This is a genomic window from Psychroserpens citreus (assembly GCF_055686305.1).
On the sequence record NZ_CM145999.1, the window covers coordinates 1,606,551 to 1,619,587 of the forward strand.

Here is a 13,037-nt window from a genome sequence, read left to right on the forward strand (position 1 = left end):
TGATTTTTAATAGAATTGTTTATTTGAATTTATGCTAATACGTTTTCTAATGAAGTAGCTTGTGGAAAATCAACAGGAACTTCAGTGCTGCGATGTAGATAATTGGTAATAGTGATTTCGCCTACTAAATTTATGGCATCTGCAAAGTTTCCTTTAGTATATCCTACGCTAAAGAAATTTTCTAAAACAGCTTCATCTGTTGCGCCTCTGTTGATCGTAATGTTTTTTGCTAATTTGGCTAGTGCATCTAATTTAGGGCTATCTGAAGATTTACCTGAACGCAACTCTATAATTTGATCGTCGTTAAACCCATTCATTTTACTTATTGCAGTATGCGCCGATAAGCAATATTGACATTGGTTTACTTCACTTACAGCCAAGTTTATGGCTTCTTTTTCTTTGTTTGTAAAAGATGTTTTTGCATTTGAAAAAGCTAAATAGTTCTCTAATGCAGTATCACTATGTGCAAGTGTTGCAAAAATGTTGGGAACAAACCCTAAGGCTTTGTTGAGATTATCAAAAATAGCTTGATTATTTTCGCTTACTTCTTCTCTTGTTGGAACATTAAATGTATTCATGATATTTGTTTTTAAATGTTTATTAATTATTTACACTGCAAAGATGCAATGCCTACTGTTGTTTTGAAATGTTTGTTTTTCCTTTTGAGTTGTCAATATTTCCCTTTTAATGTTTTCTTCGGAAAATTAACTGATATGCGGCTTTTCAGCATCACAATAATAATCGTGAATGTGTTTTTGCTCACAATGTGTTTTTGGGCTTATAGTCTGAACAATTTTTTTATGACTAGTTCTAAATATCTCTATAAGATTGAATATGGATGTGTGTTTTAAATTCATCGTTATACGTGTTTTGATTATACAGTACAAAGATGCGATATGCTAAGGGTATACCATATAGAAGGATTTCCTTTTAAGTTGTCAATATTTCCCTATTAAGATGTTTTGCTGTTCTTTTTAAATTCTGAAGGGGTTACAGCAGTTTGTTTTTTAAAAAGGCGGCTTAAATGAGACGCATCATCAAACCCAATATCGTAAGCAATTTCTTTTGAAGATTTATCAGTGTATAATAACTGTCGTTTGGCTTCTAGAACAATACGATCGTGAATAATTTGCAACGGACTTTTACCATACTTTGCAAAACTGTTAGAAAGGGTTTTAGGAGACTTGTTTAGTTTTTCGGCATAAAAGGAGACACTATGCTCTTTTTTATAGTGTGTTTCTACTAATAAATTGAAATGTCTTAAAGTATCATTAGTGCTTTTTAAGGTGATATTGTGATCTGTTGAGGACTTTAATAATCGGGTAGTTTTGATGATAAATCTAGCCATTAACATCCGTAACATTTCAGCTTGAATAGTATCTGTTGTTTCTAGTTCGTCTAAAAAAACTTCGTGTAAAACTTTAAATTTATGTTGTTCATTTGTATCTAAAGTAATTACTGGGATGTGCTCATTTCCGAAGAATAATAAGCCAACACATCCTACTTCTTTGTCATGATCTTTAATGCAATAGAATTCGCGATTAAATTGATAAACAATAACATCACTGCCTTCTATAAATTGAAAATGTTGAATAGCAGTTAAGGATAATATTTGATTAGCTTCTAGTGTCATTGGAACACCATCGACCAATACTTTAATTGGAGTTTTAGTAGCCCAAACAAATGTGTATAAGCCAATTGGTTTAGACGCTTTAAAGGTTTCTAAAAGGGTTTCATTACCAACTTTAAAAATGGCATTTGTAGAAAATTCAGTAAATGTTTTTGTCATTAACCAATAGTCATAAAAATAGTTAAAACATTACAATATCTGTATTAATTAATCCTAACAGTTTTCTCTTCGGAAATGATACGACCATTTGCATCTATGCCTTCAATAATTAGTTTTAACTCATCTGTATTAGTGTTAAATACATTCATTAGGATGTTATTACCTTCCATTGTTGCATTAGGAGTCCAGCCAATAATGCCATATTCTTTAAAAAAATCACTTGAATAACTTTGATATTTAGGCACATAAAATGATTTAGGTTTTGTAAATGTTAGTGGCATGTTATACGCTTTGTATTGTTCTCCACCTACTTTCTTTTTAAGGAGAATAGACGGGTCGGTCCATATTTTGATGACTGGTCCAGCGGCTCCTGATGCTAACCCATCACCTAATCCAGTACGTTTTATTTCGATATAATCAATAATATTCATATTAAGTAGAGATAAAAAACCATAATCTGTAAGGCGCACACCATCAAGGAAGATAGTGACAGCTCCAAGTGTACGATGTGAGATTGTAAACTCTCCTGTATAATCGTTTGCTACAAAACCACGTCGACTAAAATATATGGCTAACTTAGGATTATGCAGTCTCATTTTATCATCAAAGACATCCACTTTTCCATATGATCTGGCTTTTAATCGTTCTGATCTTGTATATTTTGGTTTGGCTTTAATGACGACTTGATTTAATTTCTGAATTTTATCTAAGCTCGATTGCGCAAAAGTTTCTAATGAAGTTGTTTTTGAAACCGTTTCTACTTTTGGACTTAGAAGTGTAAACTCATTATTATAATTCGGAATTTTTGATGGATAAAATTGAAGATACAAACGAGACGCGTTTAGCTTTCCTTTACTATTGATTTCCCCTATCTTAAGAGGTTCACCTTCCATTGGATAAAGTCCAGATTTTAAGAATGCTTTTTGTCCGTCGGTTAATGTAAAAAGATCTCCATTATTTTCGCTAAGACCATACATTATATACTGATTGGTTTGATTTCCATTCACATTCGCTTTAAATCCTATGCCATTTTCAAAGGGGTATGTGTTGGTCGGGACATGATTAAAAATAGAATTCCAGTCGTAACTGCTCCAACCTTGAGTGAGCAACAAGTTATCGAGTTCAAATTTTGTTTTTCTATTGATATTTTTAAAGTAATAGCCAGCATTTTCAATATGACCTTTAATGTACGGCTGTAAATAAGTATATGATATGAAGTTATGGTGCCTGTTGTACGATTTCGTTTCTGACGGTAATACCGATACACTTATATTGGATGTAATATTCGTGTTGAATTGTTTTAATGGCACTTTAATTCGTAATGAATCTTGAATGCGATCCACAGCAACATCTCCAGTTTTAATGGTGTTTATATCGTCATACTTAAAGAATAAACGTTCAAGTATAGGCTGATTTTGATCATTAAAAAGGGTAAAAACATTTATACCTTTATACAAATCTTGATAGTCTATTAATTTGGTGATTTTTTGGTTATCGAAACTAAAATCAATGACTTTCATATCAGAACCATTATGAATTGACAACTGAAATGGTTTATTTTTAATCGAAGCTAAGGTATTTATATTTGTTTTCAAAGTGACCGCAACTTGGTCGTTTAAATCGTTAACTGTAATAGAAATCCCTTGAGATTTGATATCTGTAATCAGAAAAGTAAAGACTTTACCTAAATGCTCAAATTTCACAGCGTATGCCTCTTTGCGAGAAGGTGTTAATAAAAAACGACCTAAACCAAGTTCATTTGTTTTGAAATTTGTTATCATATTATTAGCACTATCGAAGACTTCTCCATAGGCGAATGGAATTCCAAAACCTTTAGCATTTTTCACAACTACACCTAATGTGTTTTGAACGTCGGCCAATAAATGACCTCCTTCTGGTAAAAACTGAGCATCAACAACATTGTCTATAGTTTCAGGTTTAATGTAACCATTAACCTCCGGATCAATAATTGTTATGTGCTCTATAAATAAGTTTTGTTCATCAAAATTTCTCATCCAATTTGTATATGCTTTCACGACATATTCACCAGATGTAAATAAACTATCAATTTGAAATGTGCTCGATGCAAATCCATTGTCAACTTTGATTAACTGATTTTTTATAATATTGTTTTCAGTATCTGAGATTGTGCAATACAAATTTGTAGTTATTCTAGAAGGGTTTTTACTAGCTTTATCTAATACATAAGCACTTAAGCCAATCATTTCGCCTTTAATATATGTTGATTTATTGAGCTGTACGTAGGCTAATTCTCTTGGTAATTCTGTGTATTTCTCGAAAGAAGAAATGATAGATTTGTTATGCTGTGCGTAGCCAAATACAGAGATTAGAAGTATAAGAATTGATGCGAAACACTGTGTAGAGGTAAAGGTTTTCATAGAACTAATGGTATAATGGTTATAGTAAAAGTACTACAAAAATTATACCGAAATCCTCTTAAGTGATTGGTATTGATGCCTCTAGAGTTAGTTTACTGTAATAATCTTTTCATCAATAATAAAGTTCCCTTCATTGTCTATGCCTTCTATAAAAATCTTTATATAGTCGTTTGAAGTGTCATATACTTGAAGCCTTGCTATACCATCAGCACTAACAGTAACTTTAGGCTTCCAACCCACTACGCCATATTCTTTAAAAAACTGGCTTTTATAAAAATTATATTTTGGCGTATAGAATGTTTTTGCTCTAGAAAAACTAATTGGAAATTCATAATCTTTATAGTTCTCGCCATATTGAGTTCTAAACTGGATATTAGGATCTGTCCATATTTTTATAACTCCAGCGCCTCCACGAACACCTTCACCTAATCCAGATTTATTGAGTTCTATATAATCAACACTACTCATATCAAAGGTTGCTAAAAAACTAAAATCGGAAAGCATCACACCATTAAGAAATACAACAGGTGTCGTGTTATTTGGTGTTGTTGGGTTTCTTACAGAAATGGTTAAAAGCCCACCATAATCTGATGTTACAAATCCATTTCTACTTAAATATTGAGCTAATGATCTGTTAGATCTACGCTTTTTATCATCAAAAAAATCTAGCCTCCCTCTTGTTCGTTTTTGTAACTGTTCCATTCTAGTTTCTTCCTTTTTTGCCTCAATAAGAACTTCATCTAGTTGTTGCGTTTCATTCAAAATAGAAGCCGCAAAAGGTTGAATTTGAGTAGCAACTGTATAAGGAATTGAGTTTGGTTGTAATATGTCGTATGAATTTATGTATTCAGGAATTTTTGACGGAGAGAATTGCATATACAGATTTGGCTTGTCCATTTTACCCTTACTGTTTATTTCACCAATATTGAGTTTCTCATTATCACTTGGGAACAAACCAGTTTTAATAAAACTTGTCTCATTATCACCAACAACAAAGACATCACCTTTATTTTCACGTAGCGCAAACATCAAAAATTGATTGGATTTTTTAGAATTAATATTAGCCTGAAACCCAATGCCATTTTCAAATACAAAAGCATTTGTAGGCGGTTTATTAAAAATGGCATCCCAATCGTAGCTACTCCATCCTTGTGTAATTAAAAGATTGTCTAATTCATACTTTTTCTTTCTATCAATATCTTTAAAATAGTAAGCTCCATTTTCAAGATAACCATTCACATAAGGTTGTAATAAGGTATATGAGGCAATATTTTGATGACTACCATACGATTTAGTATCTGGATGCAATACCGACACACTCATTTTATGTGGTGTATTAATATCAAGCTGTTTTACTGAAAAGTCAACGAGTAATGAATCAAAGTCTTTTTTAATGATTGGGTCATTTATTTTTAAAATATTGAGGTTATCATGATTAAAATAAAGACGTTCCAATAAAGGTTTATTGTTATTGTCAAAAACGGTAAAAATATTGACTCCAGAATTTAAATCTTGCTTTTTAATGAGCTTCAAAATTTCTAGGTTTTCAAAATTAAACTCAATAACTTTTATAGTGTTACCGTTATGAATAGCAAGTTTATAAATGTTAGATTTAATATCTGGTAAGGTTGACGCATTGGTATTTAATTTAATGGCAACATTTTTCCCCAGATCAGTAAGAGATATTGTAATACCTCTTGGTTTTATATCAGCAATATCAAAAATGAAAGGCTTATCTAAATGTTCAATAGTTGCCCTGTAGGTTTGACCATTTTTTGGAGTTAGTAATACGCGCCCAATACCAAGTGAATTTGTTTTAAATGACGTAACAGTGTTGTTGTCATTATCTAAGATTTCACCTTGTGCTTCAGAAATTCCAAATCCTTCACTATTTTTTATAATAACGCCAACCGTATTTTGGATATCTGCAACCAAATGTCCACCTTCGGGTAAGAATTGAGCATCAATCTCATTATCAATGGAATCAGACTTAATAATTCCATCGGTTTCTGGATCAATAATTTTAATTGATTCAACAAAAATATTTTGCTCATCAAAGTTCTTCATCCAATTGGTATAGGCCATAAACGTATAATCACCTGTTGTAAAATCTTCGTTGACGTCAAAAGTTCCATAAGCGTAGCCATCATCTACTTTAATCATAACACTTTTGATAATCTTGTTGTTTTTATCTGAAATGGTACAATATAAGTTTTTAGTAATACTAGATGGTTTTTTTGTGTTTTTGTCTAGAACATAGGCGCTAAAACCGATGCATTCTCCTTTGATATAAATCGATTTGTTAAGATGAACATAAGCTACTTCTCTAGGTAATTTGGAATAAGTATCATATGATGCAATGACATCTTTATTATTTTGAGAGAATGCAGTTAATGATGATACAATAGATAAACAAAAAACAAAAATAATGTGATAGATTAAGGACGTTGATGATTTCATTTAAAGAGTTTTTATGATATAGAAAAAATACTATAATACTGAATTCAAAACTAAATTAATTTTATTTAAATCAAAGCCTATTTTAGGTTTTTTTATGACTTAAATATTAATGGAATTTTCAAAAAACCCTTCAAATAAATTTATCATTATCAATACGTTGCTCTTAAATTATGAATATCGTAAAAACACCAAATTATTTACAAAAACATTAGAGCTTCATTACCTTTATAAAAAAGTTTTAAGATGTCGACACCACCAAAACTGATAAGATTTAAGCAGAATGTCATGTCAAAATACCAAATTTATAATAGTATTTTCATGACTTTACCGTTCAATGCAATTACAAAAACAGGTGCTTTATTACCTTTATTTCATGAAACCTGCCAAAAAGGTTTTAAAGCAGGTGATAACCCAACAACAATTGTAGAAACGTTTTTCAAAAAATACCAAGCCCGTCGCTCTAAAGAGAGTCAAATTAATCTTTTATTTAGGTTCATTCAATATATTGAAAGACAAGTGGTATTATTTGATGCTATTGAAGACGCAGCTTTTCCTGTTGTTAATAATATGGATGGTATCGGAACACTTCGAAGTTTAAAAGAATCGGCAATTTCAGAAAATAAACTGGAAGATTTACAGCGCTATTTGGAAGAGTTTAAAGTAAGAATTGTACTTACTGCACATCCAACACAGTTTTATCCAGGTAGTGTTCTTGGGATTATTACAGATTTAACTGAAGCCATTAAAGAGAATGATCTATTAACCATTAATAGTTTGATGGCCCAATTAGGTAAAACCCCTTTTTTCAAACATAAAAAACCAACACCTTACGATGAAGCTGTAAGTTTAATTTGGTATTTAGAGCATGTGTTTTACCATTCTTTTGGAAACATTTACGACTATATTCAGCAAAATATATTTGATGATAAAAAGATAGACAACGATATTATAAATATTGGGTTTTGGCCAGGAGGTGATCGCGATGGAAATCCATTTGTGACACCAGAAATCACCTTGAAAGTGGCAGCTAGATTACGCGAAACCATACTTAAAAATTATTTTAGAGATGTAAGGCGTTTAAAGCGTAAATTAACGTTTAAAGGTGTTGAAGAGCGTATGTCTAAATTGGAAACCCAATTGTATAAAGCATTTACAACATCTCAGAAAAACCCAATTACCTTAGCGTATTTTGTGTCTGAATTAACCGAAATTAAATCGACCATTATAAAAGAGCATCAATCATTATATGTTAATGAGATTAATAGTTTATTAAACAAAACACATTTATTTGGATTTCATTTTGGGATTTTAGATATCCGTCAAGATAGTAGAGCTCATGCAGCTGTGTTCAATACAATGGTCGACAAACTTATCACTTCTGGAAGTGATATTTTTCCAAAGAATTATCATGAATTATCTGAAAGCAAACAAGTAAAAGTCTTGTCAAAAATTAAAGGGACAGTCGATTTATCATTGTTTAAAGATGAAGATGTTTTAAAGACTTTGCACACTATGAAAGCCATTAAAACTATTCAAGAAACTAATGGAGAGAAAGCAGCAAGCCGTTATATTATAAGTAATAACCAAACGACACTTAACGTGATGCAACTTTACGCAATGCTTAAACTTGTCGCTTTTCAGGAGGAACTAACTGTAGATATTGGTCCATTGTTTGAAACCATAACCGATTTAGAAAATGCGCCAGACGTCATGGAAGAGTTGTATACTAATCCAGAATATGCGAAGCATTTGAAAAAACGAGGTAATAGACAAACCATAATGCTCGGATTTAGCGATGGAACCAAAGATGGTGGATATTTAATGGCAAACTGGGCGATTTTTAAAGCTAAAGAGCGTCTTACTGAAGTCTCAAGAAAGTATGATGTTACCGTTATTTTCTTTGATGGTAGAGGAGGGCCTCCGGCTAGAGGAGGTGGGAAGACGCATCAGTTTTATGCGTCTCTTGGGCCAACAATTGAAGATAAAGAAGTGCAGTTAACTATTCAAGGGCAAACCATTAGCTCAAATTTTGGAACCTTAGATTCGTCGCAATATAACTTAGAACAATTGATAAGTTCTGGGATTTTAAATCGATTAAACGATACCAATACGGCTATGCTTAAGGAGAATACAAAAGTTATGGATAAATTAGCCGACTTGAGTTATAAGGCATATTCTGATTTTAAAAATCATCCAATGTTTGTGCCGTATTTAGAACGTATGAGTACCTTAAAATACTATGCTAAAACCAACATAGGTAGCCGACCATCAAAACGAGGAAAATCGGACAAACTGATTTTTTCAGATTTAAGAGCTATCCCTTTTGTTGGAAGTTGGAGTCAACTAAAACAAAATGTTCCAGGTTTTTTTGGAGTAGGTACAGCACTCAAATATTATGAAGATAAAGGGCAATTTGATAAAGTAATACAATTATATAATAGCTCGAGTTTCTTCAAAACTTTAGTGGAAAATAGCATGATGTCTTTGTCTAAATCCTTTTTTGATCTCACAAAATACATGGCAGATAATGAAGAGTTTGGAGCCTTTTGGTCAATTATTCATACTGAATATGAAACATCTAAACGTTTATTGTTAAAACTGACAGGTTCTAAAGAACTTATGGAAGAAGAACCTGCAGGAAAAGCCTCTATCGATATGCGAGAATCTATTGTTTTACCACTATTGACTATACAACAGTATGCTTTAAAGAAAATCCAAGAGTTGGAGAAAGCTGAGGTTAGAGATGAAGCCGAAATTGCCATTTTTGAAAAAATAGTAACACGTTCGCTCTTCGGAAATATTAATGCGAGTCGAAATTCAGCTTAGAAGAAAATGTCTTGAGCCAATCGATAAGTATTAGCATGAGCTTCTACAATTATCTTAATATCTGGAGAATAACCGCCTCCCATGCTACACATCACTGGGATTTGATGAGATTTACAGGTTTCTAAAACAAAACGATCTCGCGCTTTACAACCTGCTAAAGTAAGTGCAAGCTTACCTAATTTGTCGGAAGAGATGATATCTACACCAGAAAGATAATAGATAAAATCTGGCTGTTCCTGCTTGATAAGTTTGGGAAGTATATCATACAGAATGTTAAGATAACCCTCATCTTGTGTATTCGTCTCTAACGCAATATCTAAATCACTATGTTCTTTCTTGAATGGATAATTAGCTTTGCCATGCATAGAAAAGGTGAAAACAGATTGGTCATCTTTAAAGATTTCTGCTGTACCGTTGCCTTGATGTACATCTAAATCTACAATTAAAATCTTTTTAGCAAGTTCATTATTTATGAGATATCGAGCACCAATAGCTTGATCATTCAATAAACAAAAGGCTTCTCCACGATTAGTATAGGCATGATGTGTGCCACCAGCGATATTCATGGCAATATTATATTGTAAAGCATATTCGCTGGCTTTTATTGTGCCATCGGCAATAATTACTTCTCGCTGCACAAGTTGATTACTTAATGGAAACCCAATTTTACGGGAAGCTCTTTTATCTAGGGTGCCTTGCGTCAAGCTTTCAAAATAAGTTTTAGTGTGAACACTGAGTATTAGATTGTCATCAGGTATTTTTGGTTCAAAGAAGTTATCCTCTATACATGTACCTTCATATAAGAGCTGTTGAGGTAATAACTCATATTTCAGCATAGGAAAACGATGACCTTCTGGCAATGGATGTTTGTAAATGGGATGATAAGCTATTTTGAGCATTTAAGGGACTAGTAATTAAAATGATTTGATGGTTTGAGATAATTAATTGAGGATTAATTCGTTAAAGATAATCCTACATCATCAATCACTAAATTTAATTATGAATCATAAATGTATTGTATTTCTGTTTTTAATAAGTAGTAATATATTAATTTCTCAAGAGATTGTATCAAATTCTCAAGATATTAATCTGCAAAACACGCCTGTATTTAAATTTCACCCAAACCCAACAGAAGACCAAATATTTATCATAGGAACTCATAAGATAAAAACTGTTGAAATCCTAGATATATTAGGTAAGCGTGTTGCTTTTTTTCAGTTAGATAAGAGTATTATTAAGCTTAATATTTCCGAATTAAAACCAGGAATGTATCTCCTTAGAGTTATTGATAAATACGATAAACACGATACCAAACAGTTAATTGTTAAGTAAGCTTAACTTATCTGTAGCCCACTATTAACTGTGGTATCTGGATTCACAAATACTAATTTACCTTCAGGAGTTTCAGTCATTAAGATCATACCTTCACTTTCAACACCTCGTAATGCTCTAGGCGCTAAATTCACTAAAACAGTCACTTGTTTTCCAATCACTTCTTCAGGAGTAAAACTTTCGGCAATACCTGAAACAATAGTTCTTATGTCAATACCAGTATCGACTTTTAAGACCAGTAGTTTTTTTGTTTTAGGCATTTTTTCGGCTTCAAGAATGGTTCCAACTCTCATATCAAGTTTAGTGAAATCTTCAAACGTAATGATGTCTTTTTGAGGCTCTACTTCTTTATTCGCAGCGTCGTTAGCCTTTTTGCTGGCTTCTAATTTGTCGAGTTGCTCTTGAATGGTTTTATCTTCAATTTTAGAGAATAATAATTCACCTTTCCCTATCTGGTGACCAGATGGGAGTAGTACATCTTTTTCTGAAATATTTGTCCAAGACATCTCGACTGCGCTCGATGTGACATTTAGAATAGATTTTAATTTAACAGATGTAAATGGTAAAAACGGTTCACTTAAAGTTGCTAATGCACTTGCAATTTGAAGTGCAACATACATAATGGTTTTGGTGCGTACTTCATCTGTTTTAATGAGTTTCCAAGGCTCTTCGTCTGCTAAATATTTATTACCTAATCGCGCCAAATTCATCAATTCTTGACTCGCTTCTCTAAAACGATAGCGTTCAATAGAACTTTCAATAACCGAAGGATAGGCTTTAACAGCAGCTAAGGTATCGTTGTCGATTTCCGAAAATTTTGAAGCTTCGGGAACAACACCATCGTAATATTTATTAGTAAGGACAACAACTCGGTTTATAAAATTTCCGAAGATAGCCACCAATTCATTGTTATTTCTAGCCTGAAAATCATTCCATGTAAAATCATTATCCTTACTTTCAGGTGCATTTGCGGTCAAGGCATAACGCAATACATCTTGCTGATTAGGAAAATCATTTAAATAATCAGGAAGCCAAACAGCCCAGTTTTTAGATGTCGATAATTTATTGCCCTCCAAGTTTAAAAACTCATTAGCTGGTACATTGTCTGGTAAAATATAAGAGCCTTCAGCTTTGAGCATAGATGGGAAAATAATGCAGTGAAATACAATGTTATCTTTTCCAATAAAATGGACCAGTTTAGTGTCGTTGTCTTTCCAATATGGCTCCCAATCTTTACCTTCTCTAGCAGCCCATTCTTTAGTAGCTGAAATATAACCAATTGGCGCATCAAACCATACGTACAACACTTTACCTTCGCCTCCAGGAACCGGAACAGGAATTCCCCAATCCAAGTCACGAGTTACTGCTCTCGGACGTAAACCGTCATCAATCCACGATTTAACTTGTCCGTAAACATTAGGTTTCCAATCTTTCTTATGCCCTTTTAAAATCCATTCTCTTAAAAAGTTTTCATGCTTGTTGAGTGGTAAAAACCAATGCTTGGTTTCTTTTAAGGTAGGGATATTACCAGTTATTGCCGATTTCGGATTAATAAGATCTGTAGCATTTAAACTCGAGCCACAATTTTCACATTGATCACCATAAGCCTCTTCATTACCACATTTTGGACATGTTCCAGTGACAAAACGATCGGCAAGAAACTGATTAGCTTCTTCATCGTAAAGTTGTTCTGTAACTTCTTCAACAAATTCATGTTTGTCATAGAGCGTTTTAAAAAACTCAGATGCTGTATCATGATGAATTTTTGCTGAGGTACGTGAGTAATTGTCAAACGTTATTCCAAAATCTTCAAAAGATGTCTTAATTATAGCATGGTATTTATCAACGATATCTTGAGGTGTGACTCCTTCTTTTTTCGCTTTAATAGTAATAGGAACACCGTGCTCGTCACTTCCACATATGAAAGCCACATCATTACCTGTTAAGCGTTTGAATCGCGCATATATATCTGCAGGCACATACACACCAGCTAAATGTCCAATATGAATCGGGCCATTAGTGTAAGGTAATGCTGCAGTAATTGTATATCGTTTAGACATCTTGTATTCGTTTTTGCAAGCCACAAAAGTACACATTTTGAAAGGCATTTGGAAACGAGGATTTATAAATTTTAGATATTGTATAATAAGAAATATTTAAAATTTTTACTCCAAGAGCATAGTGTTTATAGACGTTTTTAATTTGATAATTAATTTAGGCTTTAATAATTA

The 13,037-nt window shown here is 32.6% G+C and carries 8 protein-coding genes; 2 read left to right on the forward strand and 6 right to left on the reverse strand.

Going from position 1 to position 13,037, the window contains the following annotated elements:
• Positions 1-29 precede the first annotated feature (29 nt).
• From ACTU6T_RS07205 to ACTU6T_RS07220, 4 genes are all read right to left on the reverse strand, one after another.
• Positions 30-578, reverse strand: a complete 549-nt coding sequence (locus tag ACTU6T_RS07205; protein WP_460220564.1) for a carboxymuconolactone decarboxylase family protein — start codon at positions 576-578, stop codon at positions 30-32.
• A 374-nt stretch (positions 579-952) separates the two neighbouring features.
• Positions 953-1,789, reverse strand: a complete 837-nt coding sequence (locus tag ACTU6T_RS07210; protein WP_460220565.1) for a helix-turn-helix domain-containing protein — start codon at positions 1,787-1,789, stop codon at positions 953-955.
• A 44-nt stretch (positions 1,790-1,833) separates the two neighbouring features.
• Positions 1,834-4,188 (reverse strand): hypothetical protein, encoded by a 2,355-nt coding sequence (locus ACTU6T_RS07215; protein WP_460220566.1) that lies wholly within the window; start codon positions 4,186-4,188, stop codon positions 1,834-1,836.
• Between the two features lie 87 nt (positions 4,189-4,275).
• Positions 4,276-6,648 (reverse strand): hypothetical protein, encoded by a 2,373-nt coding sequence (locus ACTU6T_RS07220; RefSeq protein WP_460220567.1) that lies wholly within the window; start codon positions 6,646-6,648, stop codon positions 4,276-4,278.
• Between the two features lie 243 nt (positions 6,649-6,891).
• On the opposite strand from ACTU6T_RS07220, the gene ACTU6T_RS07225 reads away from it, so the two are divergent.
• Positions 6,892-9,474: a phosphoenolpyruvate carboxylase gene (locus ACTU6T_RS07225; RefSeq protein WP_460220568.1), complete on the forward strand. Its 2,583-nt coding sequence runs from the start codon at positions 6,892-6,894 to the stop codon at positions 9,472-9,474.
• Here the strand turns inward: ACTU6T_RS07225 and ACTU6T_RS07230 are convergent.
• Positions 9,471-10,373 carry a histone deacetylase family protein gene (locus tag ACTU6T_RS07230; RefSeq protein ID WP_460220569.1) on the reverse strand — a complete coding sequence of 301 codons (903 nt, stop codon included), beginning with the start codon at positions 10,371-10,373 and terminating at the stop codon, positions 9,471-9,473. The two genes, ACTU6T_RS07225 and ACTU6T_RS07230, sit on opposite strands and share 4 nt — an antisense overlap.
• 100 nt (positions 10,374-10,473) lie before the next feature.
• On the opposite strand from ACTU6T_RS07230, the gene ACTU6T_RS07235 reads away from it, so the two are divergent.
• Positions 10,474-10,806 carry a T9SS type A sorting domain-containing protein gene (locus tag ACTU6T_RS07235; protein ID WP_460220570.1) on the forward strand — a complete coding sequence of 111 codons (333 nt, stop codon included), beginning with the start codon at positions 10,474-10,476 and terminating at the stop codon, positions 10,804-10,806.
• A gap of 2 nt (positions 10,807-10,808) precedes the next feature.
• On the opposite strand, the gene metG is transcribed toward ACTU6T_RS07235, so the two are convergent.
• Complete coding sequence (gene metG, locus ACTU6T_RS07240) at positions 10,809-12,902, reverse strand: methionine--tRNA ligase (RefSeq protein WP_460220750.1); 2,094 nt, start codon at positions 12,900-12,902, stop codon at positions 10,809-10,811.
• Positions 12,903-13,037: the final 135 nt, after the last annotated feature.